Here is a 23,685-nt window from a genome sequence, read left to right on the forward strand (position 1 = left end):
AAATAAATCAGTCGATTTTATTCAGCACGTCACCGACCGCATCGAACAGACGATCCAGATCCTGCGGCTTGCTGTTGAACGTTGGCCCGAACTGCAGGGTGTCGCCGCCGAATCGCACATAGAACCCGGCTTTCCACAGGGCCATCCCGGCCTCGAACGGACGCACGATGGCGTCGCCGTCGCGCGGGGCAATCTGGATCGCCCCGGCCAGGCCGAAGTTGCGAATGTCGATGACGTTCTTCGAACCTTTCAAACCATGCAAGGCACTCTCGAAATGCGGCGCGACCTCGGCCACGCTTTGCACCAGGTTTTCCTTCTGCAACAGATCCAGTGCCGCCAGGCCAGCCACACAGGCCACCGGGTGCGCCGAATAGGTATAGCCGTGGGGAAACTCCACCGCATATTCGGGCGTCGGCTGGTTCATGAACGTCTGGTAGATTTCCGAACTGGCAATCACCGCCCCCATGGGGATGGCGCCGTTGGTGACCTGCTTGGCGATGCACATCAGGTCCGGAACCACGCCGAAGCTATCAGCGCCGAACATCGAACCGGTGCGACCGAAACCGGTAATGACTTCGTCAAACACCAGCAGGATGTTGTGCTGGTCGCAGATCTGCCGCAGACGCTTGAGATAACCCTCAGGCGGGACCAGGACCCCGGCGGATCCGGCCATCGGCTCGACAAATACGGCCGCAATGTTGGAAGCGTCGTGCAGCTCGATCAATTTCAGCAGCTCATCGGCCAGAGCGATGCCACCTTCCTTCGGCATGCCACGGGAATAGGCATTGCTGGCCAGCAAGGTGTGGGGCAGATGATCAACGTCCATCATGGCCTGGCCGAACAATTTACGGTTGCCACTGACACCGCCCAGGCTGGTGCCGGCGATGTTCACGCCGTGATAACCACGGGCACGGCCGATCATCTTGGTCTTGGTGGCCTGCCCCTTGAGGCGCCAGTAGGCACGGACCATCTTCACTGCGGTATCGGCGCACTCGGAACCGGAGTCGGTGAAGAACACATGGTTGAGGTTGCCCGGGGTCAGGCTGGTGATCTTTTCCGCCAGCTGGAACGACAGCGGATGGCCGTACTGGAATCCCGGGGAATAATCGAGGGTGCCCAATTGCCTGGCGACCGCCTCCTGGATTTCCTTGCGGGTGTGCCCGGCGCCACAGGTCCACAGGCCCGACAACGAATCGTAGACCTTGCGCCCCTTGTCATCCGTCAGCCAGCTACCCTCGGCGGCGACGATCAAGCGGGGATCGCGTTGGAAGTTACGATTGGCCGTGTAGGGCATCCAGTGGGCATCCAGCTTGAGCTGGCTGGCCAGGGAACCGACAGCGTGTTCGGGCATGTTCATCGACAAAACCTCGCAGGGTATGAGCGGCATGAAGCCAAGGCGTTCTTGCGACTACGTTGCCACGACGATAAAGTCGGTGAAATCCAGCTTTTCTAACCTTCAGTCAGCGGATCACTAAACTATGAGCGCTCGTCGTCCCGATCCACTGGCCCAAGTCAGCGACTTCGATATCCGCTTACTGCGCATTTTCCGCAGCGTAGTGGAATGCGGCGGATTTTCGGCGGCGGAAACCGTGCTTGGCATCGGCCGCTCGGCTATCAGCCAGCAGATGAACGATCTGGAGCAGCGTCTGGGCCTGCGTCTGTGCCAGCGTGGACGCGCGGGCTTTTCACTGACGGAGGAAGGGCGGGAAGTCTATCAATCGGCATTGCAGTTATTGAGCGCGCTGGAGAGCTTTCGCACCGAGGTCAACGGCCTGCACCAGCATTTGCGCGGTGAATTGACCATCGGCCTGACGGACAATCTTGTCACCCTGCCCCACATGCGGATCACTCACGCCTTGGCCCAGTTGAAAGAACGCGGGCCGGACGTGCAGATCCAGATTCGCATGATCGCTCCCAACGAAGTCGAACAAGGCGTGCTCGATGGGCGCCTGCATGTCGGCGTAGTGCCCCAAGCCAGCGCCCTTTCCGGACTCGAATATCAACCGCTCTACAGTGAACGCTCGCTGCTCTATTGCGCAGTAGGCCATCCGCTGTTTTATGTGGACGACCAACAGCTCGAAGACGCTCGGCTCAACAGCCAGGACGCTATCGCGCCAACCTTTCGCCTGCCCGCCGAGATCCAGGCTCACTACCAGGCACTCAACTGCACCGCCAGCGCCTCGGATCGCGAAGGCATGGCGTTCCTGATCCTCACCGGACGTTACATTGGTTATCTGCCAGATCACTACGCCAATCTATGGGTTCAGCAAGGACGTTTGCGAGCCCTCAAGCCCTTGGCACGTTTTTATGATCTGAGCCTGGCGTCGGTCACACGCAAGGGTCGCCGCCCGCACCTGGTGCTGGAAAGTTTTCTCGAAAACCTGGCGGCAACCCGCTGACATTTTTGCAGTACACGGCTTTTATGGCAGCAGCACTTGTCGGATCCGCGCCGGTGCGCTATGAACGCACTTGCCCGCCCCCACAGACCCAGCCCGGAAACGTCCATGACCTTTGAAGTTCCTGCCCATGGTGGCAAGCCTACCGGCCGTATTCGTCAAAAAAACGAGGAAACCATCCTCAGGGCCGCCGAGGATGAGTTCGCCCGCCACGGCTTCAAGGGCACCAGCATGAACGCCATCGCCCTGAAGGCGGGATTGCCCAAGGCGAACCTGCATTATTACTTCACCAACAAGCTCGGGCTCTACGTTGCCGTGCTGAGCAACATCATCGAATTGTGGGACAGCACTTTCAACTCTCTGACCGCCGAGGACGATCCAGCGCAGGCATTGACCCGCTACATCCGCGCCAAGATGGAATTCTCACGGCGCCAGCCCCAGGCATCGCGCATTTTCGCCATGGAAGTGATCAGCGGCGGCGAATGCCTGAGCGAGTATTTCAACCAGGATTATCGCGCCTGGTTCAAGGGCCGCGCGGCCGTGTTCCAGGCCTGGATCGATGCGGGCAAAATGGACCCGGTCGATCCGGTTCACCTGATTTTTCTCCTGTGGGGCAGCACCCAGCATTACGCCGATTTCGCCACCCAGATCTGCCGCGTGACCGGGCGTAGCAAATTGACCAGGCAAGACATGATCGACGCCGGCGACAATCTCATCCGCATCATTCTCAAAGGCTGCGGCCTGACACCAGACCTCTAGGACTCCATGCCTTATACCCTTGCCGGCTTTTGCGAATACCGTGAAGAAATCCGCAAAAGCCGTTTCATCACCTTAGCCGCCCCCATCACCAGCCCCGCCGAGGCCCAGGCCTTTATAGAGCGGCACAGCGACCTGGACGCCACGCATAATTGCTGGGCATGGAAACTGGGCGACCAATATCGCAGCAGCGACGATGGCGAGCCGGGCGGCACCGCCGGGCGCCCGATCCTCGCGGCCATCCAGGCCCAGGATTGCGATCAGGTGGTGGTGCTGGTCATACGCTGGTACGGCGGAATCCAGCTGGGTACCGGCGGTTTGGCCCGCGCCTATGGCGGCGGTGCGAACAAATGCCTGCAAACCGCCGAGAAGGTCGAATTGATCAGCCGCGTAGCGCTGCGTTGCCTGTGCGGTTTCGCCGAGCTGGCCCTGGTGAAACTGCGGATAGCTGAATGCGGCGGTCTGGTCCTCGCCGAGGATTTCACCGCCAACGGCGTGGAACTTCAATTGGCAGTCGGTGAAGAACACATCGAGAGCCTGCAGACGCGACTGGCCGACTTGAGTCGCGGACAGATACGACTTGAGCACCCGGCAGCCTCATGAAAAAGCACAGGTTTGCCCACATGCGCTGTGCACCTGCCTGTGGATAACCTGGGCGCATCCAGCTGTAACCCTTCTGTCATGCGGGTTTTCGAGCATTGTTCGTTTTTCATACAAAAATTCGCCGATCCGGCGAATACGTCAAAAAACAAATGGTTGCGATGCTTTATCACCTTTAGAAGAAAGCCGCACAGGGCTTATGCCCGACTTTCAGGCTTGCGCACAATAACTGTGGAGCAACCTGTGGATAACCCGTTCATGGCTCCAGCGGCCCCAAGAACAGCATGGCTTGCAGCCGCCTGATCATTTTTTAACCAGACATTATAAGGACCTGAACCTGATCGAAACCGCATGACCGCTCCCGACGCGTTGTGCCGCAAGCTGAAACAACCGCCCGGGCAATGTTGTCCATTAACTCCGTGACTTTTCTTTCAAGGAAGCATTCATGAATTCGGCAAAAACCGCATTGATCATCGGCGCCTCTCGGGGACTGGGCCTCGGCTTGGTGAAGACGCTTCTGGGTGATGGCTGGAACGTGACCGCCACGGTACGTAACCCACAGAACGCCGAGGCCTTGAAGGCGCTGGGCCCGGTTCGAATCGAAAAGCTCGACATGGACGACCAGCAAGCCGTCATCGCCTTGAGCCAGCAGCTCAGGGACCAGACCTTCGACCTGTTGTTCGTCAATGCCGGCGTCAAAGGCCCCGACAACCAGAGCCCGGGCGGCGCAACGCTGGCTGAGGTCGGTCAGCTGTTCTTCACCAATGCCGTGGCACCGATCAACCTCGCCCAACGCTTCGTCGGGCAGATCCGCGACGGCAGCGGCGTGCTGGCCTTCATGAGTTCGGTGCTGGGCAGCGTGACCATGCCCGACGCCCCCGAACTGGCGCTGTACAAGGCCAGCAAAGCCGCGCTCAACTCCATGACCAACAGTTTTGTCAGTCAGCTGGGCGAGCAGGCATTGACCGTGCTGTCGCTGCACCCGGGCTGGGTAAAGACCGACATGGGCGGCGAAGGCGCGGCCATCGATGTCGAGACCAGCACCCGTGGGCTGATCGATCAGGTCAACGCCTTTGCCGGCAAGGGTGGGCATCATTTCGTCAATTACAAAGGCGAGACGATTCCCTGGTAATCACCCCGATACCCTAGAGCATCCATCCTGCAGGACTTTTGTCGGGCACTGGAAATGTGTCCGGCAACCTGAGTACACTCCGAACCGCGCCCTCCAAGGCGCCCCTGGATCAGCAGACAGGGCATCACTGAGCTGGCTAACCTGAACCCACTTTCAGAGGAGCCGGCCACCATGCCTGCGACCCGTACCTGGTTAAAAAATCCCCTCGCCATTTTCACGGCCAACGGCCTCGATGCCCGTGGCGGTCTCGTCCTGCAGGACGGTGTGATCGTTGAGCTGCTCAGCGCCGGGCAACAGCCCGCACAGCCTTGTGGCACCGTGTTCGATGCTCGAGAACATGTGATCCTGCCGGGGCTGATCAACACCCATCATCACTTCTACCAGACCCTGACCCGCGCCTGGGCACCCGTCGTAAGCGAGCCGTTGTTCCCATGGCTGAAGACTCTCTATCCGGTGTGGGCGCGGCTGACTCCGGAAAAACTCGCGCTGGCGAGCAAAGTCGCGTTGGCCGAACTGCTGTTGTCGGGTTGCACCACGGCGGCCGATCACCACTACCTTTTTCCCGAAGGCCTGGAAAACGCCATCGATGTGCAGGTGCAATGCGTCGGTGAGCTGGGCATGCGCGCAATGCTGACCCGTGGTTCCATGAGCCTGGGCGAGGCCGACGGTGGCTTGCCGCCGCAGCAGACCGTGCAGCAGGGCCAGGTGATTCTCGACGACAGCCAGCGACTGATCGCTCGATACCATGAGCGCGGTGCCGGCGCGAAAATCCAGATTGCCCTGGCGCCCTGCTCGCCGTTTTCGGTCACGCCCGAGATCATGCGCGCCAGCGCCGAGCTCGCGGAAAAGCTCGACGTACGCTTGCATACCCACCTGGCCGAAACCCTCGACGAGGAGGACTTCTGCCGGCAGCGCTTCGGCCTGCGCACCGTGGATTACCTCGACAGCGTCGGCTGGCTGGGCCCACGTACCTGGCTGGCCCACGGCATTCATTTCAATCCTGACGAAATAACCCGTCTCGGCGCCGCCGGAACCGGAATCTGCCATTGCCCCAGTTCGAACATGCGCCTGGCCTCGGGCATTTGTCCGACGCTTGAACTGACCGCCGCCGGCGCCCCATTGGGCCTTGGGGTGGACGGCTCGGCGTCCAACGATGCGTCGAACATGCTGCTGGAAACCCGTCAGGCGCTATACATCCAGCGCTTGCGCTATGGCGCGCAAGCGATCACGCCGGAGAAGGTGCTGGGCTGGGCGACCCGAGGCTCGGCCCAATTGCTGGGACGCAGCGACATCGGCGAACTGGCAGAGGGCAAACAAGCCGACCTGGCGATGTTCAAGCTTGATGAGTTGCGCTTTTCCGGCAGCCACGATCCGATCTCGGCCCTGCTGCTGTGCGGTGCTGATCGGGCGGACCGGGTGATGGTCGCGGGTCAGTGGAGAGTGATCGATGGACAGGTCGAAGGGCTGGACCTGAAGGGCTTGATTGCCGACCACAGCCAGGCGGCGCGAGAGCTGATCGCGGGTACCTGACCCAACCAGAAAACCTGTGGGAGCGAGCCTGCTCGCGATAGCGGTTTCATATCCGGCACTGATATTGACTGACCTGGCCCAATCGCGAGCAGCTCGCTCCCACAGAGACTGTGACAGGTTCAAAGACCGAGCAACGACAACATGATAAACGTGGCAAACAGCACAAAGTGGGTCATGCCCTCGATGGCGTTGGTTTCGCCATCATTGAGGTTGATGGCGCTGACGATCAGGGTGATGAAGATCATCACCGTTTGCACCGGGGTCATCGCCATCTGGAAAGGCTGGCCGGTGTAGAGGGCCATGGCTTCCATCACCGGCACCGTCAGGATCACGGTGGACAGCGACGCGCCCAAGGCGATGTTCACCACCGACTGCATGCGATTGGCCAAGGCTGCGCGCAGGGCGGTGAGAATTTCCGGCGCAGCGGAGATGACCGCCACCAGAATTGCCGTGACCACCGGCGGCGCGCCGGAGCCTTCCAGCCCGAGGTCGATAGCCTTGGACATGACTTCGGCCAGCGCACCGATGACCACCACGCCGAACACCAGTGCGCCGATGGAAAACGCCAGGCTGATGGGTTTCGGCTCGGCTTCCACCGGTTCCTTCCTGCGGCGTTTTTCCGGGTAGCTGTAGCTGAAGAAATAGCTGTGTGGCCCCACCTGCATGCGCAAGAACAACGTATACAAGACGATCATCGCGCCGATGGTGAATGCCGAATAATGCTTCCAGTTTTCCTGCGGAATAAACTCCGGCACCACCATCGACACGCCCATGGCGGTGAGGATCATCACGCTGTAGGTACGCGCCGAATCGTCGTTATAGACCTGCTCGCCGTGCTTGAGCCCACCCATCAGCGCCGCCAGTCCGAGAATGCCGTTGATATCGAGCATCACCGCCGAATAGATCGTGTCCCGTACCAGGGTCGGCGACGCCTCGTTACTCATCATGATCGCCAGGATCACCACTTCCACCAGCACCGCCGACAAGGTCAGGATCATCGTGCCGTAAGGATCGCCGACCTTTTCCGCCAGCAACTCGGCGTGATGGGCCACGCGCATGGAGGCCGCGACGATGAAACCGATCAGCACCAGGCCGCCAACCAACGCCACGACCTGCCCGCTGCCCAGCAGCCAATGCTCCAGCGGGTAGGCGACAAAAGCGGCAAGCAGGGCCAGCAGCAGCAATTTTTCTTGCTTGATCAACGTCAGCATCGTGGGCCTATCGCAATGGACGGGTCATGAGCTACTAGACTGTGACGTGACGGGAACGTTTCCTTCATGTGCAGTAGCTGTCGTTCAGGTCTGCGCGGTTAGTGGATCAGCCGGTCAGGTTTTACCAGACATCGGCGTCCACCCCTGTAGAATGCCCGCCATTGATTCGCTGATGAGAAAAAACCATGTACGACTGGCTTAACGCCTTGCCCAAGGCTGAACTGCACCTGCACCTGGAAGGCTCGCTGGAGCCCGAGCTGCTGTTTGCCCTGGCCGAACGCAACAAGATTGCCCTGCCGTGGAACGACGTGGACACCCTGCGCCAGGCCTACGCCTTCAACAATCTGCAGGAGTTTCTCGACCTGTATTACCAGGGCGCCGACGTGCTGCGCACTTCCCAGGATTTCTACGACCTGACCTGGGCCTACCTGCTGCGCTGCAAGGCACAGAACGTGATCCACACCGAACCGTTCTTCGATCCGCAGACCCACACCGACCGGGGCATTCCATTCGAAGTGGTGCTCAACGGTATTGCCGCCGCCCTCAAGGACGGTGAGCAACAACTGGGCATCACCAGCGGCCTGATCCTGAGCTTCCTGCGTCACCTGAGCGAAGAGCAGGCGGAAAAAACCCTCGACCAGGCGCTGCCCTTCCGCGACGCGTTCGTGGCCGTCGGCCTGGACAGCTCGGAGATGGGCCACCCGCCGAGCAAGTTCCAGCGGGTGTTCGACAGGGCGCGCAATGAAGGCTTCCTGACCGTCGCCCACGCCGGCGAAGAAGGCCCCCCCGAGTACATCTGGGAAGCCTTGGATCTGCTCAAGATCCAGCGCATCGACCACGGCGTGCGAGCCATCGAAGACGAGCGGTTGATGCAGCGGATCATCGACGAACAGATCCCCTTGACGGTTTGCCCGTTGTCCAACACCAAGCTATGCGTGTTCGATGATATGTCGCAGCACAACATCCTCGACATGCTCGAACGCGGCGTGAAGGTGACGGTGAACTCCGATGACCCGGCGTACTTCGGCGGCTACGTCACCGAGAACTTCCACGCGTTGCACACGCATCTGGGCATGACCCAGGACCAGGCCAGGCGGTTGGCGCAGAACAGCCTCGATGCGCGGTTGGTGAAACCTTAAGACTGGCGATGATCCTTTGTGGGAGCGAGCCTGCTCGCGAAAGCGGTGAGTCAGTCGACATCATTTTCGATTGTCGGACCGCCTTCGCGAGCAGGCTCGCTCCCACTTGGATGAGGTTCAATCGACGACCGTACCCTCACTCAATTCCTCCAGCGTCTTGCCCCGCGTCTCCATTCCAAACAACCAGACCACGCCCGCCGCCACGGCAAAACACAGGGCGCCAAGGGCGAACACTCCGCCCTGCCCGGTGATCGGAAAGACCAAGCCGGTCACCAGCGGTCCAAGCAGCGAACCGATGCGACCGACCGCCGAGGCAAAGCCCGACCCCGTGGCTCGCGCCGAGGTGGGATACAGTTCCGGGGTGTAGGTGTAGAGCACTGCCCACATGCCGAACAGGAAAAACTGCATCAGCAGCCCGGAGCTGATCAGCAGCGTGACGTTCCCGCCAAACACCGCGCTCTGGCCATAAAGAAATGCCATGATCCCGCCGCCCAGCAGCGTGATGACACACACCGGTTTACGCCCCCACCGCTCCACCAGCCAGGCCGCCATCAGGAAACCGGGAATCCCGCCGAGGGAAATCAGCACCGTGTAATAAACCGACTGGGTCACCGCAAACCCCGACTGCTGCAGCAGCGCGCTGAGCCAGGACGTCAGCCCGTAGAAGCCGAGCAAGGCAAAAAACCAGACGCTCCAGATCATCATCGTGCGCTGGCGGTACAGCGGTGACCAGATCTGCGCCAGAGCCGAAAAGAAACTGCCGGGCGCCGTCGCCAGTGTCGGCAGGCGAATCGGTTCGGGCAGGTCCTGGCGACCCAGCGAGGCCCGGACCTTGTCTTCGATCCGCTTGAGTACGGCATCCGCCTCGGCGCCCCGCCCCGCCTGCTCCAGCCAACGTGGCGACTCGGGGATCAAGAAGCGAATCACCAGGACGAACACTGCCGGCACCGCCAACACCAGGAAAATGTCCCGCCAGCCGATCAGCGGCAGCAGGAAATACGACAGCACCCCCGCCGCCACGAAGCCCAGCGGCCAGAAGCCATCCATCAAGGCGATGTAGCGTCCGCGCTGCCTCGCCGGGATCAGCTCCGAGAGCATCGACTGGGCAATCGGAAACTCCATGCCCATGCCGATGCCCAACAGGATGCGAAACAGCGTCAGCGTCTCCACGTCCTGGGCGGTGGAACACAGGTAACTGGCGAGCCCCCACAAGACGATGCTCCACTGGAACACCGGTTTGCGTCCGAAGCGATCGGCAAGCAGTCCCGACAACGAGGCGCCCAGCACCATGCCGAAAAAGCTTGAACTGGCCAACAAACCGGCCTGGGCGGCGCTCAAGCCGAACTCGGTTCTGATCGAGCCCAGCAGGAACGTCATCATGGCCAGATCCATGGAATCAAAGAAAAAAGCCAGCGCGATAATAATGAAGATGACCCGGTGATAGCCGCTCATGGGCAACCGCTCAAGACGTTCCGCTGCACTGTAAACGTGAGTGTCCACTATTGCGTTCCCCCAATCCGATAGAACCCCGGACCGAGTGTGCGCGAACCTCACGGGCGGCTATTGCTGATAACGACCTGTGTACCGCTCTAGAGCGCCATTTCCAGAACCTCTTGCCTGGCGAATCGATGGATTTCCTGTTGACCGAGCGCGGTTACCTGCAACGCCCTGGAGTCGCTGGGCAGGCTGAGCCAGCCGGACTGCATGAACAATTGCAGCAATGCCGCCCCCAGCGCCCCTCCCAGATGTGGACGACGTTCGCTCCAGTCGGGGCAGGCGCAGGCCATACGCGTCTCGCGATGAGCCAGTGCCTGGATGAACAGACCTCGCCCAGCCAGTTGGCTGGCACCTTTATGCGTGACGACCACCCGATGCTCAAGCTGTTCGAGCCATCCGGCTTCCAACAGCCGCTGATACAGGTCCGCCGCCAGTGTGCCTCCCAGGTGGTCATCGCAAAGCCTGGCCCGCATCAACGAAGCGGGTGCCGTCGGCGTCCTGTTAGGCATGAGGCTGCGCTTGAAGACTTCCGGAACCTGTCGCGGCGTGCTGGCCAGGGTTGCGCTCGCCAATGCATCGACGGCAGCGCCGATCTCGGGTGCCGCCAGGCGAAAAAACCGCTTGCGGCCACGGATTTCGACCTTCACCAGGCCACCGGCAGACAGACGTCCCAGGTGGGCATTGGCCGAGGATGGCGAAAGCCCGGCCAGCAAGGCCAACTCTTCAGCTTGCCGGGCCGTACCGTCCATCAACGCCCACATCATTGCGCTGCGCTTGGGGTCGGCCAGCAGCGTGGCGATCTGGCTGATGCAAGGTGCATGTTCCATGTATTCACTCCCTGTTGAATCGTTCGTCTACTGCGCTGGGCGTACTGAGCCGTAATGAGGTGCCGGCCGGTTGCAGCCGTGCTCGATGTCATGCCGATACACTCGGCCGCTAGTATAAGCGCGCGGATCACGGTTGCCTGTCCTCCGGAAACCTTTGGAGGCGATTGTTCGTGAGGGAAAAGTCTCTATTTATCCGCGACTATGGCCATTATCAAAAAATCATTGAAAGAGCCTGTCGCTCCAGCTGCTTTAATCTCGCGCCTGAATAGCCAAACATGGGCTTCATCGACCCCCCTTACGGAGCTGCTGTATGAAAGCCATCGCGTATTACCAATCGCTACCTATCACCCACCCGCAGTCGCTGCAGGACATCGAACTGCCCGAACCGGTCGCCGGCCCCCGCGACCTGCTGGTGGAGGTCAAGGCCATTTCAGTCAACCCCGTCGACACCAAGGTCCGCCAGAACGTCCAGCCCGAAGCAGGCGCGGCCAAGGTGCTGGGTTGGGACGTGGCCGGCATGGTCAAGGCCGTAGGCAGCGAAGTCACGCTGTTCAAGGCCGGAGACAAGGTGTTCTACGCCGGTTCGATCGCCCGGGCCGGAGGCAACAGCGAGTTGCACGTTGTCGATGAGCGCATCGTCGGTAATATGCCGACAACCCTCGGTTTCGCCGAAGCGGCCGCATTGCCGCTGACCGCTATCACCGCCTGGGAATTGCTCTTTGATCGATTGCAGATCAAGGAAGGCCAGAGCGATCTGGGCCAGAGCCTGCTGATTGTCGGCGCCGCCGGGGGTGTGGGTTCGATCCTGACGCAATTGGCCCGCCAACTCACCGGACTGAACGTCATCGGCAGCGCTTCCCGGCCGCAGACCCAGGAATGGGTGCGAGACCTGGGCGCCCACCTCGTCGTGGATCACAGCCAACCGCTGAGCGATGCACTGAAGGAGGCGGGCCAGGCCCAAGTGACCCACGTTGCCAGCCTGACGCAGACCGATCAGCACCTCGACCAACTGGTCGAAGCCCTGGCGCCCCAAGGCAAACTGGCACTGATCGATGATCCCAAATCGCTGGACGTGACCAAGCTCAAGCGCAAGAGCCTGTCGTTGCATTGGGAGTTCATGTACACCCGTTCACTGTTCGAGACCGCCGACATGCTCGAACAACACAAGCTGCTCAACCGCGTGGCCCGACTGATCGATGCCGGCACGTTGAAGACCACGGTGGGCGAACACTTTGGCACCATCAATGCCGAGAACCTGCGCCGGGCTCACGCGTTGCTGGAAAGCGGCAAATCCAAGGGCAAGATCGTGCTAGAGGGCTTCTGACTGCAGCGGGCAGTTGCCCTGCAAACAATCCTGTGGGGGCAACTGCACCGTTAGTCCGACAATTGACCGTCGTCACAACTGCGCTGGCATTCGGGTCTACACTCGAGGCCTTTGCAACGCAATCTTTTACGTGAGGAGGCCAGCAATGAAGATCCTGATAAAAGAGGTGGCAAAATCCCAATGGCAAGTGCGTCTTGACCAGCACGTCGTGACCTTTCGCTCAGAAGCCGAGGCCCAGGCTTTCGCCGCGACCTTGCAAGCGCGCATCCATGCGCCGCATCAATTTCCCGAACATCAGCAGCGTGCCGCCAGCTGACTCAGTTCTGCTGGCCCGCCTGAGCGAGCGCCCGGGCGTTCTGCAGCCGACGGGTCAGCATCGCGGCACCCACCACCAATAGTCCGCACAGGCTGATTACCATCGCCATCGGCACTGCCGTGCCGTCATGCAGCGCCGCCACCAGTGCGGCGGCCCCGGCGGCTACGGAAAACTGCAGGCACCCCAGCATCGCCGAAGCGCTACCGGCCCGGGCCCCCTGCCCGTTCATGGCGCAGGCCGATGCATTGGGAAGGATGCAGCCAAGGCTGGCGATGCAGATGAACAATGGGATCAGTAACGGCCACAAACGCTCCGGCTGCAAGGCGCTGACAGCCAGTAAACTGAGCCCGGCTATCCAGTAGACCCAGACGGCGCGAGCCAGCAAAAATGCCGGGCCTCGCCTGGACAACAAGCGGGCATTGACCTGGGCCACCAGGATGAAACCCGCCGCGTTGGTACCGAACAGCCAGCCGAAGTGTTCGGCCGGTACGCCGTAAAGCTTGATGAAGACAAATGGCGAACCGGCGATATAGGCAAACATCCCGGCAATCGCGATGCCGCCCGTCAGGGCGTGCCCCAGGAAAACCGAGTCTGTGAGAAGCCGACCGTACTGACGCAACGCGCCGGATAACGGTTGCCGAGGTACGTGGGCCGGCAAGCTCTCCGGGAGCCACAACGCGACGGCCGTCGCCGCGAGCGCGCTGAACAAGGTCAGGCCGATGAAAATTGATTGCCAACCGTACAGGTTCACCAGCAAGCCGCCGAGCATCGGCGCCAGGATCGGCGCCAGGCCCATCACCAGCATCAGTTGCGAGAACACCTTGGCCGAGCCCACCGCGTCGCATTTGTCGCTGACTACCGCCCGGGAGATCACCATCCCGGCACAGCCGCCCAACGCCTGGACGAAACGAGCGCCAATCAGCCATTCGAGACTGGGCGCATAGGCACAGGCCAGCGATGCCACGGTGAACAAGCCGACGCCTGTCAGCAACGGGATACGCCGTCCAAAGCGATCCGCCACCGGCCCGTAGGCCAGTTGCCCGAGGGACAGCCCGAGGAAGTAGGCGGCCAGGGTCAGCTGGACATGGTTTTCATCGGTGCCAAAGGCGATCGCCATTGCCGGGAAGGCCGGCAGATAGAAATCGATCGCCAAGGGACCAAAAGCGCTCAAGGCGCCAAGAATCAGAATGGTACGGAGGTTCATCGGGCGTCCAGCTCAGGCGTCAGTCGGCAGCCCGACAGTCTAGCCGGGCTGGGCGCTCTTGAACATTCCGATAGGTCGCTAACGATTGAAAAGTTTCAAGCAGGACTGGCTTCGTAACCCTCTTCCCTGATTGCCTCGATTACGGTATCGGACGACAACTTGCTTTGGACCTCAACAGTCTTGGCGCCCAGATCGACCTTTACCTCGGCGTCCGGGTCTTTGGCTTGAAGAGCCAGAGTGACTGCCTTTACACAATGACCGCAGGACATGCCTTGAACATTGAAGATCTGCATGAAAAATGACTCCTTGGTTTGAGGTTGTGCGCAGTTTCAAGCTTGCCATCATGGCAAGGTCAAGTTCTGACGGAAACTGCCGGGCTGGCATTCGGCTGCGCGCTCGGCCAAGCTGCACACATCAAGGATTTAATACCGGAGGTTCAGCCATGCGCTGGTCAGCGTTCAGCCTGTTTTGCATGCTCGGTTTTTCTGCATTGGTGCCCCAGGCATCGGCCGCCGGCGAAGATTTCGGTGTGCTGATCATTTCCCGCGAGCGCCTGGAAGTGTCGACCAACTGCGAAATCGGCATCTACATTCAGGACCAGCTCGCGGCCAGGCTGTTCCAGGAGCAGAGCACTTCATTCAATTTGCCGCCGGGGCAGTTCTCCTTGCGCCTGAAATTGCTGCCAGGCCAGGCGCCGGGTTGCAACCCAGGCATGCTTGCCCCCGGTTCGCAGAACATCACGCTCAAGGCCGGCGACATCCTGAAGTACCGCATCGCCATGACGCATGAGGGCATGTACCTCAAGCAGGCTGATCTCGGTTACTGACCTCGCGAGTCCTTGTGGGAGCGAGCCTGCTCGCGAAAGCGGTGCGATAGCCGATGAAGAGATTGGCCTTACCGGCCTTCGCGAGCAGGCTCGCTCCCACGAGGGTCGCAAGCTTTTGAACTGGTGCTTGACCTTGCCCGCGTGGCAAGGTTGATCCTGTAGTCACTCACTACAGGGAGCCTGTCCGATGTCCGAGTCCACCACCTTCGATTTGCCGATTTCCGGCATGACCTGCGCAAGCTGTGCCGGGCGAGTCGAGCGAGCCTTGAGCAAGGTCGCCGGCGCCAGCGCCGTCAGCGTCAACCTGGCAACGGAACAGGCGCGGATCCAGGCCCCGCAGGGAAGCCTGCCGGCATTGATGCAGGCGGTCGAGCAGGCAGGTTACAGCGTTCCCGTCCAGACCCTGGAGTTGAGTATCGAGGGCATGACCTGCGCCTCTTGCGTGGGCCGGGTCGAACGGGCGTTGGGGAAAGTTGCCGGGGTGAACCGGGCCAGTGTCAATCTCGCCAATGAGCGAGCACACCTCGAATTGCTCGGGCAGGTTGATCCGCAAAGCCTGATCGATGCAGTCAAGCGCGCCGGTTACGACGCCAGTGTCTGGCAAGTCGAACAGCCTCGAAAAACCCAAGCCGATCAGCTGAGCCGCGAGCGCGTGGCCCTGGTGCTGGCGATTCTGCTGTCGATCCCGCTGGTATTGCCGATGCTGTTGCAGCCGTTCGGCGTGCATTGGATGCTGCCGGCCTGGGCGCAATTCGCGCTGGCGACGCCGGTGCAATTCATCTTCGGTGCGCGGTTTTACGTCGCGGCGTTCAAAGCCGTCCGCGCCGGCGCCGGAAACATGGACCTGCTCGTTGCCCTGGGCACCAGCGCCGGCTATGGCTTGAGCCTCTATGAGTGGGCGATGGCCCGACCGGGGAGCATGCCGCACCTGTATTTCGAGGCATCGGCCGTGGTGATTGCCCTGGTGCTGCTGGGCAAGTACCTGGAAAGCCGCGCCAAACGACAGACCGCCAGCGCCATCCGCGCCCTCGAAGCCTTGCGACCGGAGCGGGCGATTCAAGTGGTTGACGGTCAGGAACGGGACGTCGCTATCAGTGCCCTGCGCTTGAATGACCTGGTGCTGGTCAAGCCCGGCGAGCGCTTCCCGGTGGACGGTGAAGTGCTCGAGGGCCAGAGTCACGCCGACGAGGCGTTGATCAGCGGCGAAAGCCTGCCCGTGCCGAAGCAGCCCGGTGATCAGGTCACTGGCGGCGCGATCAATGGCGAAGGGCGCCTGTTGGTGCGCACCCGGGCCCTGGGGGCCGAGACCGTGCTGGCACGCATCATTCGCCTGGTGGAAGACGCCCAGGCCGCCAAGGCGCCGATTCAGAAGCTGGTGGACAAAGTCAGCCAGGTTTTCGTGCCGGTCGTATTGATCCTGGCACTCGCAACGTTGCTTGGCTGGTGGCTCTACGGTGCGCCGCTGGAGACGGCGCTGATCAATGCCGTCGCCGTGCTGGTGATCGCCTGCCCCTGTGCCCTGGGCCTGGCGACGCCGACGGCAATCATGGCCGGCACTGGCGTGGCCGCCCGCCACGGCATTCTGATCAAGGACGCCGAGGCGCTGGAACGTGCCCATGAAGTCGGCACGGTGGTGTTCGACAAGACCGGCACCCTGACGTCCGGCACGCCACGCATCGCCCATCTGGTGGCGCTTGACGGTGATGAAGACGCACTGCTGAACATGGCCGGCGCCTTGCAACGCGGCAGCGAACACCCGCTGGCCAAAGCGGTGCTCGACGCTTGCGCCGAACGCGGCCTGAGCGTAGCGGATGCCAGCGATAGCCAGTCCCTGACCGGACGCGGCATCGCCGGTAGCCTCGACGGGCGCCGCCTGGCCTTGGGAAATCGTCGTCTGCTGGAAGAGCTGGGCCTGAACCCCGGTTCGCTGGCCGAGTCGGCGCAAGCCTGGGAAACCGAAGGCCGAACCCTGTCCTGGCTCGTCGAGCAAGGCGCAACGCCTCGGGTCCTGGGCCTGCTCGCCTTCGGCGATACCCTCAAGCCCGGCGCTCTGGCGGCGGTCGAGGCCTTGAAGCAACGTCACATCGCCAGCCACCTGCTCACGGGCGACAACCGGGGCAGCGCTCGGGTCGTTGCCCAGGCATTGGGAATCGCCAACGTCCACGCCGAAGTGTTGCCGGGCGACAAGTCCGCCATCGTTCAACAACTGAAAACCCACTCGGTGGTGGCGATGGTCGGCGATGGCATCAACGACGCTCCGGCCCTGGCCGCCGCGGACATCGGCATTGCCATGGGCGGCGGCACCGACGTGGCGATGCAGGCCGCCGGCATCACCCTGATGCGCGGCGATCCGCGCCTGGTACCGGCGGCGCTGGACATCAGCCGCAAGACCTACGCGAAAATCCGTCAGAATCTGTTCTGGGCGTTCGTCTATAACCTGATCGGCATTCCGCTGGCGGCGTTCGGTTTGCTCAACCCGGTGTTGGCCGGCGCAGCCATGGCGCTGTCGAGCGTCAGCGTGGTGAGCAATGCATTGTTGTTGAAATTCTGGACACCCGCGCATCTGGAGGACAAGCGATGAACATTGGCCAGGCAGCCCGCCAGAGCGGCCTCAGCGCAAAGATGATCAGGTACTACGAATCCATCGGCCTGCTCAGGGCAGCCCATCGCACGGAGAGTGGCTATCGGATCTATGGCGCCGATGACTTGCATACGTTGGCATTCATCAAGCGCTCCCGGGATCTGGGGTTTTCCCTGGAAGAGGTCGGCAAGTTGCTGACTTTGTGGCAGGACCGTCAGCGTGCCAGCGCCGACGTAAAGGCTCTGGCCCGGCAACATATCGACGAACTGAACCAGAAAATTCGCGAACTGGCCGAACTGCGCGACACGCTCCAGGATCTGGTGGAGCACTGCCAGGGCGATCATCGCCCGGATTGCCCGATCCTCAGGAAACTGGCGTCGGGGTGATGTAGACCTATTACCACCTGTGGGAGCGAGCCTGCTCGCGAAGACGGCGGCCAATGCATTGATGCAAGCTGATCCACCGCTTTCGCGAGCAGGCTCGCTCCCACAAAAGCGTTTCTGAAGCACGCTAAAAACCCGGCCATGGCCGGGTTTCAGGTCAACCGATCACTGCATCCACGGCGGAGGCGGCTCTTCGGTCTTGCCGGGTGGCGCATCATCGGCGGCGCGTACGGCCTGGCGGCGTTCTTCATCCAGGCGCGCGGCCTCGATCTCACGCATGATCCCGCCGACATCCGCCAGTTCTTCCGGCTCGTCGAACTCACCGGTCAGCACGCTCGCCGGGTGCAGGGTGCCTGCTTCATACAGGGCCCACATTTCCTTGGCGTATTTGGTGCGTTTCAGCTCCGGGGCAAACCGACCGAAGTAGGACGCCATGTTGCCGACGTCCCGCTCCAGCATGCTGAAGGCGTGGTTGTTCCCGGCAGCGTCCACCGCTTGCGGCAGGTCGATGATGACCGGCCCCGTCGGCGTCAGCAGCACGTTGAACTCCGACAGGTCGCCGTGCACCAGACCGGTACACAACATCAACACGATCTGGGAAATCAGAAAAGCGTGATACTCGCGGGCCTGATCCGGCTCCAGCACCACGTCGTTGAGACGCGGCGCCGCATCGCCGTATTCGTCGGCCACCAGTTCCATCAGCAGCACGCCCTCAAGGAAGTCATACGGCTTCGGAACCCGCACGCCGGCGCTGGCCAGCCGGAACAGCGCGGCCACTTCGGCGTTCTGCCAGGCGTCTTCGGTTTCCTTGCGGCCAAACTTCGAGCCTTTAGCCATGGCCCGGGCCTGACGGCTGTTGCGCACCTTGCGGCCTTCCTGGTATTCGGCCGCCTGGCGAAAACTTCGCTTGTTCGCCTCCTTGTAGACTTTGGCGCAACGTAGCTCGTTGCCGCAGCGCACCACATAAACAGCTGCTTCTTTACCACTCATGAGTGGGCGCAGCACCTCGTCGACCAGACCGTCCTCGATCAGGGGTTCAATGCGTTTTGGAGTCTTCATCAGCTTTTATTCTGGGTCCTTTATTACCAAACACGCGAATGACAGGTCGTTATACGGCAATCCTCCCTCCACGGGGAGGGGGTCCGACCTATGAACCCTGAATGCACACACTGTGCCGGGTCGGACAACCGAGCCAAATCATAGTCGAGACCGGGCGTGGGGTTGCTCAGTGAATGGCAAGCGGTTGCGACAAAAGCCAAACGAGTCAGCGTTTGAACAGTTCCCCCGGCGTAAAACCGAACAGTCCCTTGAATGCCGCAATGAAAGCGGACGTCGAATCATACCCACAGGATAAGGCCGCGCTGGTCACGCTATCGCCCTGTTCCAGCGATTCCAGGGAAGACAACAGGCGCATGCGCTGGCGCCACGCACGGAAGCTCAAGCCGGTTTCACGCTGGAACAGGCGCATCAAGGTTTTTTCCGACGTGCCCAGGCGCTCGGCCCAGGCTTGCAGGGTCACGTGGCCTTCGGGTTGCTCGATCAATTCGTTGCACAGTTCCAACAAACGAGCATGACGGGGCAATGGCAGGGAAAAGCCCACCTCCGGCAGCGCCGCCAATTGGTCCAGCAGCACTTGGACCAAGCGTGTTTCCTGGGTCTCGCCCTGTGGGTAAGTGGCGGGAAACTGGCAGAACACTTTGATCAGCTCCCGCGCCAGCGGTGTAACTTCCAGCACCCGGCAACGATCTTCGGACCACGGGCACGCCTGGCGATGGACGTAAAGACTGCGCATTTCCGCGCGCATGGACGTCACGACCTGGTGCTCCAGGTCGGCCGGGATCCAGATGCCCCACTGCGGTGGCGCGAAGAAGCTGCCTTCGGCCGTATGGACGCCGAGCACGCCACTGATCGCGTAGGAGAATTGCACCCAATCGTGGCGATGAGCCTGGGTCCACGAACCGGCATTCAGACTTTCGACCCGGGCATAAAGCGGCCGAGGCAGCTCCGTCAGGTCCGGAATGCGTCTTTCGAGCTGTTGGTGTCCGTTAGTCGGCATTGATTGGCCTTATGTCGCAAGACGACTGGGTAGACCGACGTTAGGCTAAGACGACTCTTCTTACAATCCGCGGTGCCCTATGCACATCCTCAGACACCTCAAGCGCATGGCGACCGACTGGTTCCTGTGCGGCATGTTGCTCGCCACGCTGCTGGCGTATTTCTTCCCACGCTTCGGCGCTACCGGCGGCGCCATGCATGCCGAATGGGTGGTCAACATTGGCATCTTCGTGGTGTTTTTCCTCCACGGCGTCAATCTGTCCGGCGAGCAGATCCGCCATGGCCTGAAAAACATCCGGCTGCACCTGATGGTGCAAGGCTTCACCTTTGGGGTATTTCCATTGATCTGGCTACTCGGCAACTGGACACTGGGCAGCCATGTGCCGTCCTTGTTGATGCTGGGGTTCTTTTACCTGTGCGCGTTGCCTTCGACCATTTCGTCCTCGGTGGCCCTGACCGGCAGCGCCGGCGGCAACGTACCCGCGGCGATTCTCAACGCTAGCTTGTCCAGCGTGCTGGGGGTTCTCCTGACGCCGCTGCTGGTCAGCCTGGTGGTCGGCAACGGTGCCGGCGGCATCGACCTGGGCTCGACGCTGCTCGACCTGTGCATGATGTTGCTGTTGCCGCTGGTGCTCGGGCAGTTTTTGCGGCGCTGGCTGGCCGGTTTTTTCGCGCGCTACAAGCGCTACACCAGCATCATCGACAAACTGGTCATTCTGCTGCTGGTTTACGCCGCATTCTGCAATTCGATGATTTCCGGGATCTGGCAACAACAAGGTCATGGCGTGCTGCTCAGCGCCGTGCTGGGCAGTGCGGTGTTGCTGGCTGTCATCCTGTGGATGACCACCCGCACCGCTCGCGCCCTGCGTTTCAACAACGCCGATGAAGTCGCCGCGGTATTTTGCGCGAGCAAGAAATCCCTCGCCGCCGGAGTGCCGATGGCGGCGCTGATTTTCGGCAACAACCCCGGCCTCGGGCTGATCCTGCTGCCGATCATGATCTATCACCCGATGCAATTGATCGTCTGCTCGATCCTCGCCGAACGCTATGCAAGCCGGCAACGGGCGCAGGCATCGCAAAAGAGCGAGGCCATCGTCAGCGCTCGATGATAGCCGTTACCCCTTGGCCGGCGGCTGCGCAGATGGAAATCAGCCCCCGGCCCTTCCCTGCCGCGTCCAGCAACTTGGCCAGATTGGCGACAATGCGCCCGCCGGTTGCGGCAAACGGATGCCCGGCGGCCAGTGAGCTGCCCTTCACGTTCAGCCGGCTGCGGTCGAGAGTACCCAGCGGCGCATCGAGCACCAGGCGGGTCTTGCAGTAATCCGCGTCTTCCCAGGCTTTCAACGTGCACAGCACCTGGGCGGCGAACGCCTCGTGAATCTCGTAATAATCGAAGTCCTGCAAGGTCAGGCCGTTGCGCGCCAACAGCCGCGGCACGGCATAGACCGGCGCCATCAGCAGACCTTCGGCGCCGTTGACGAAGTCCACCGCCGCCGTTTCGCCGTCACGCAGGTAAGCGAGAATCGGCAGCCCACGGGCGTTGGCCCACTCCTCGCTCGCCAACAACACCAGCGAGGCGCCATCGGTCAGTGGGGTGGAGTTGCCCGCCGTCAGCGTACCCTTGGCGGTTTTTTCGAAGGCTGGCTTGAGGGAAGCGAGTTTTTCCAGGGTCAGGTCCGGGCGCAGGTTGTTGTCGCGGGTCAGGCCGAGAAACGGCGTCATCAGATCGTTGTGCCAGCCTTCGGCGTAAGCGGCGGCCATTTTTTGATGACTCTCCAAAGCCAACTGATCCTGCTCTTGTCGGGGGATCTGCCAGGTTTGCGCCATCAACTCGCAGTGCTCGCCCATACTCAGGCCAGTGCGCGGCTCGTTGATGCGCGGCAGGTCAGGTACCAGATGCCCGGGGCGCAATTGCAAAAACGTCTTGATTTTATCGGCGGTGGTTTTCGCGCGATTGGCTTGCAGCAGGATCCTGCGCAGCCCTTCATTGACGCCGATCGGTGCGTCGGAGGTGGTGTCCACGCCGCCGGCAATGGCGCTGTCGATCTGCCCGAGGGCGATTTTGTTGGCCACCAGCAGCACCGTCTCAAGCCCCGTGCCGCAGGCCTGCTGCACATCATAGGCGGGTGTGCTGGGCGACAGCCGCGAGCCGAGCACGCACTCGCGGGTCAGGTTCATGTCCCGGGAAAACTTCAGCACCGCCCCCGCGGCCATCTCCCCGATATACACGCCGTGCAGGTTGTAGCGCTCGATCAAGCCTTCAAGCGCAGCGGTCAGCATCGCCTGGTTGCTGGCGGTGGCATAGGGCCCGTTGGAGCGGGCGAAAGGAATGCGGTTACCGCCGATGATCGCGACGCGGCGTAGCTGTGCCATGTAGAACTCCCCTTTGTATGTCCAAATGTGCCGTCAGCGTTGACCCATCACCCATGGGAGCAGGCTTGTTCCCATGTGAAGGCGGTGCTCTGGAACACAGCTTAGGCTTTATCCCGCCGATCGAACGACTGATTGCCAAACATGGTCCACACTTGGAACCTCATCAGCCGGAGTGTGTTCCATGTCAGACCGTTACATAGACTTTGCCAATTCGCCCATTGGCCTGCGTCTGGTTGGCGCTCTCGGCTTGCCATCGCCGGTACGCCTGGAGCGTTGGCAGGCCGGGCGCCTGCGGCCAATCGAGGGTGCCTTGCTGCTGGGCGGCGGGCCGCTGACCGAACAGGTCGGCACATTCGCCAAGCGCCTGACCGATGCCATTTTCATCTACGGTGGCGAACCGACGCTCGCCACCGAATGGATCCCCGGGCACGGCCCGAAAATCAAGGCTGTGGTGTACGACGCCAGCCACCTGGCGCAGGTCGACCAGCTCAAGCAGTTGCGCGAGTTTTTCCAGCCGCTGATGAAAAATCTCGACCACAGCGCTCATGTCGTCATCCTCGGCCGCGCTCCGGAAAACCTCGACGACCCGTTCGCCGCCAGCGCCCAGCGGGCTTTGGAGGGTTTCAGCCGGTCCTTGGCCAAGGAGCTGCGCCATGGCGGGACGCTGCAGTTGCTGTACGTCGGCGAAGGCGCCGAAACCCAGCTGGAAGGTGCGCTGCGGTTTTTCCTGTCGCCCAAGAGTGCCTACGTTTCCGGGCAAGTGATTCGTCTCAAGGCCTGTGCAACCCAGGTCCAGGACTGGACCCGTCCGTTGACGGGGCTCAAGGCCCTGGTGACCGGCGCTGCCCGTGGCATCGGCGCCGCCATTGCCGAAACACTGGCCCGCGATGGCGCCGATGTGATCCTGCTGGACGTACCGCCAGCCAAGGCCGACCTCGATGCCTTGGCCGCTCGCCTGAGCGGGCGCAGCCTGACGCTGGACATCTGCGCAGAAGACGCAGCCACGCAGTTGATTGAACACCTGCCCGACGGCGTCGACATCGTTGTACATAACGCTGGCATCACCCGGGACAAGACCCTCGCCAACATGACCCCGGAATTCTGGGACGCGGTGCTGGCAGTCAACCTCAATGCGCCGCAAGTGCTGACCAAGGCCCTGCTCGACAGCGGCACCCTGCGCGACAACGGCCGGGTCATCCTGCTGGCATCCATCAGTGGCATCGCCGGCAATCGCGGCCAGACCAACTACGCCGCGAGCAAGGCCGGGCTGATCGGCCTGGCTCAAGCCTGGGCGCCAACCCTGCAGGCCCGAGGCATCAGCATCAACGCCGTGGCGCCAGGCTTCATCGAAACCCGCATGACCGCAGATATTCCTTTCGCCCTGCGCGAAGCCGGGCGACGCATGAGCTCGCTGGGCCAGGGCGGCCTGCCCCAGGATGTCGCCGAAGCCGTGGCCTGGCTCGCGCAACCGGGCACCGGTGCCGTGACCGGACAGGCGCTGCGCGTGTGTGGGCAAAGCCTGCTGGGGGCCTGAT

22 protein-coding genes are annotated in these 23,685 nt (G+C 61.7%); 13 read left to right on the plus strand and 9 right to left on the minus strand.

The features are described 5' to 3' along the window. Nucleotides 1–7: 7 nt before the first annotated feature. Nucleotides 8–1,357, minus strand: coding sequence for an aspartate aminotransferase family protein (locus J3P84_RS24170; RefSeq protein ID WP_434626283.1), 1,350 nt, complete (start codon nucleotides 1,355–1,357; stop codon nucleotides 8–10). A gap of 121 nt (nucleotides 1,358–1,478) precedes the next feature. Here J3P84_RS24170 and J3P84_RS24175 point away from each other — a divergent pair, with 121 nt between their 5' ends. From J3P84_RS24175 to J3P84_RS24195, 5 genes are all read left to right on the plus strand, one after another. Next, entirely contained in the window at nucleotides 1,479–2,399 is a 921-nt protein-coding gene (locus tag J3P84_RS24175; RefSeq protein ID WP_434602727.1) for a LysR family transcriptional regulator, read from the plus strand. A gap of 105 nt (nucleotides 2,400–2,504) precedes the next feature. Beyond that, nucleotides 2,505–3,155: a TetR/AcrR family transcriptional regulator gene (locus tag J3P84_RS24180; RefSeq protein WP_305497021.1), complete on the plus strand. Its 651-nt coding sequence runs from the start codon at nucleotides 2,505–2,507 to the stop codon at nucleotides 3,153–3,155. 6 nt (nucleotides 3,156–3,161) lie between these two features. Then, entirely contained in the window at nucleotides 3,162–3,755 is a 594-nt protein-coding gene (locus tag J3P84_RS24185) for an IMPACT family protein (protein ID WP_434626285.1), read from the plus strand. A 442-nt stretch (nucleotides 3,756–4,197) separates the two neighbouring features. Then, nucleotides 4,198–4,884, plus strand: a complete 687-nt coding sequence (locus J3P84_RS24190; RefSeq protein ID WP_434602725.1) for an SDR family oxidoreductase — start codon at nucleotides 4,198–4,200, stop codon at nucleotides 4,882–4,884. 171 nt (nucleotides 4,885–5,055) lie between these two features. Then, entirely contained in the window at nucleotides 5,056–6,414 is a 1,359-nt protein-coding gene (locus J3P84_RS24195) for an 8-oxoguanine deaminase (protein WP_434626286.1), read from the plus strand. 119 nt (nucleotides 6,415–6,533) lie between these two features. Here the strand turns inward: J3P84_RS24195 and J3P84_RS24200 are convergent, their stop codons facing one another. After that, entirely contained in the window at nucleotides 6,534–7,625 is a 1,092-nt protein-coding gene (locus J3P84_RS24200) for a calcium:proton antiporter (RefSeq protein WP_305497028.1), read from the minus strand. Nucleotides 7,626–7,810: 185 nt separating this feature from the next. Between J3P84_RS24200 and J3P84_RS24205 the strand changes: the two genes are divergently transcribed. Further along, nucleotides 7,811–8,764 carry an adenosine deaminase gene (locus J3P84_RS24205; protein WP_434626287.1) on the plus strand — a complete coding sequence of 318 codons (954 nt, stop codon included), beginning with the start codon at nucleotides 7,811–7,813 and terminating at the stop codon, nucleotides 8,762–8,764. A 117-nt stretch (nucleotides 8,765–8,881) separates the two neighbouring features. On the opposite strand, the gene J3P84_RS24210 is transcribed toward J3P84_RS24205, so the two are convergent. Further along, a complete protein-coding gene (locus J3P84_RS24210) occupies nucleotides 8,882–10,216 on the minus strand; it encodes an MFS transporter (RefSeq protein ID WP_434631511.1) in 1,335 nt (444 codons plus the stop codon). 137 nt (nucleotides 10,217–10,353) lie between these two features. Further along, nucleotides 10,354–11,088, minus strand: a complete 735-nt coding sequence (locus J3P84_RS24215) for an ArsR/SmtB family transcription factor (protein ID WP_434626288.1) — start codon at nucleotides 11,086–11,088, stop codon at nucleotides 10,354–10,356. A gap of 310 nt (nucleotides 11,089–11,398) precedes the next feature. Between J3P84_RS24215 and J3P84_RS24220 the strand changes: the two genes are divergently transcribed. Together J3P84_RS24220 and J3P84_RS24225 are read left to right on the plus strand one after the other, a co-directional pair. Further along, nucleotides 11,399–12,412: a zinc-binding alcohol dehydrogenase family protein gene (locus J3P84_RS24220; protein WP_434626289.1), complete on the plus strand. Its 1,014-nt coding sequence runs from the start codon at nucleotides 11,399–11,401 to the stop codon at nucleotides 12,410–12,412. Nucleotides 12,413–12,557: 145 nt separating this feature from the next. Then, complete coding sequence (locus J3P84_RS24225; protein WP_305497035.1) at nucleotides 12,558–12,728, plus strand: hypothetical protein; 171 nt, start codon at nucleotides 12,558–12,560, stop codon at nucleotides 12,726–12,728. A 1-nt stretch (nucleotide 12,729) separates the two neighbouring features. Here J3P84_RS24225 and J3P84_RS24230 read toward each other — a convergent pair whose 3' ends face one another. Continuing rightward, nucleotides 12,730–13,932 carry a multidrug effflux MFS transporter gene (locus J3P84_RS24230; protein ID WP_434626290.1) on the minus strand — a complete coding sequence of 401 codons (1,203 nt, stop codon included), beginning with the start codon at nucleotides 13,930–13,932 and terminating at the stop codon, nucleotides 12,730–12,732. 95 nt (nucleotides 13,933–14,027) lie between these two features. Next, nucleotides 14,028–14,225, minus strand: coding sequence for a heavy-metal-associated domain-containing protein (locus tag J3P84_RS24235; protein ID WP_434626291.1), 198 nt, complete (start codon nucleotides 14,223–14,225; stop codon nucleotides 14,028–14,030). A gap of 149 nt (nucleotides 14,226–14,374) precedes the next feature. Here J3P84_RS24235 and J3P84_RS24240 point away from each other — a divergent pair, with 149 nt between their 5' ends. The 3 genes from J3P84_RS24240 (at nucleotide 14,375) to cueR (ending at nucleotide 17,725) form a co-directional block, all read left to right on the plus strand. Continuing rightward, nucleotides 14,375–14,758, plus strand: a complete 384-nt coding sequence (locus tag J3P84_RS24240; RefSeq protein WP_434626292.1) for a hypothetical protein — start codon at nucleotides 14,375–14,377, stop codon at nucleotides 14,756–14,758. Nucleotides 14,759–14,945: 187 nt separating this feature from the next. After that, on the plus strand, nucleotides 14,946–17,339 hold the full coding sequence (locus J3P84_RS24245; protein ID WP_434626293.1) for a heavy metal translocating P-type ATPase: 2,394 nt from the start codon (nucleotides 14,946–14,948) through the stop codon (nucleotides 17,337–17,339). Further along, the gene (cueR, locus tag J3P84_RS24250) at nucleotides 17,336–17,725 is read left to right on the plus strand and encodes a Cu(I)-responsive transcriptional regulator (protein ID WP_434626294.1); all 390 of its coding nucleotides are present in this window, start codon (nucleotides 17,336–17,338) and stop codon (nucleotides 17,723–17,725) included. Before J3P84_RS24245 ends, cueR begins: the two co-directional genes overlap by 4 nt. Nucleotides 17,726–17,887: 162 nt before the next feature. Here the strand turns inward: cueR and J3P84_RS24255 are convergent, their stop codons facing one another. Together J3P84_RS24255 and J3P84_RS24260 are read right to left on the minus strand one after the other, a co-directional pair. Then, complete coding sequence (locus tag J3P84_RS24255; protein WP_072410317.1) at nucleotides 17,888–18,781, minus strand: PA4780 family RIO1-like protein kinase; 894 nt, start codon at nucleotides 18,779–18,781, stop codon at nucleotides 17,888–17,890. A 205-nt stretch (nucleotides 18,782–18,986) separates the two neighbouring features. Then, nucleotides 18,987–19,778, minus strand: a complete 792-nt coding sequence (locus J3P84_RS24260) for a helix-turn-helix domain-containing protein (RefSeq protein ID WP_434626295.1) — start codon at nucleotides 19,776–19,778, stop codon at nucleotides 18,987–18,989. A gap of 79 nt (nucleotides 19,779–19,857) precedes the next feature. Between J3P84_RS24260 and J3P84_RS24265 the strand changes: the two genes are divergently transcribed. Continuing rightward, a complete protein-coding gene (locus J3P84_RS24265; RefSeq protein WP_434626296.1) occupies nucleotides 19,858–20,886 on the plus strand; it encodes a bile acid:sodium symporter family protein in 1,029 nt (342 codons plus the stop codon). Here J3P84_RS24265 and J3P84_RS24270 read toward each other — a convergent pair. Next, complete coding sequence (locus J3P84_RS24270; protein WP_434626297.1) at nucleotides 20,873–22,150, minus strand: acetyl-CoA C-acetyltransferase; 1,278 nt, start codon at nucleotides 22,148–22,150, stop codon at nucleotides 20,873–20,875. The two genes, J3P84_RS24265 and J3P84_RS24270, sit on opposite strands and share 14 nt — an antisense overlap. 181 nt (nucleotides 22,151–22,331) lie before the next feature. On the opposite strand from J3P84_RS24270, the gene J3P84_RS24275 reads away from it, so the two are divergent. Further along, nucleotides 22,332–23,684 (plus strand): 3-oxoacyl-ACP reductase, encoded by a 1,353-nt coding sequence (locus J3P84_RS24275; RefSeq protein WP_434626298.1) that lies wholly within the window; start codon nucleotides 22,332–22,334, stop codon nucleotides 23,682–23,684. Nucleotide 23,685 lies beyond the last annotated feature (1 nt).

This window comes from Pseudomonas sp. Z1-29 (assembly GCF_051131995.1).
Classification (GTDB): Bacteria; Pseudomonadota; Gammaproteobacteria; order Pseudomonadales; family Pseudomonadaceae; genus Aquipseudomonas.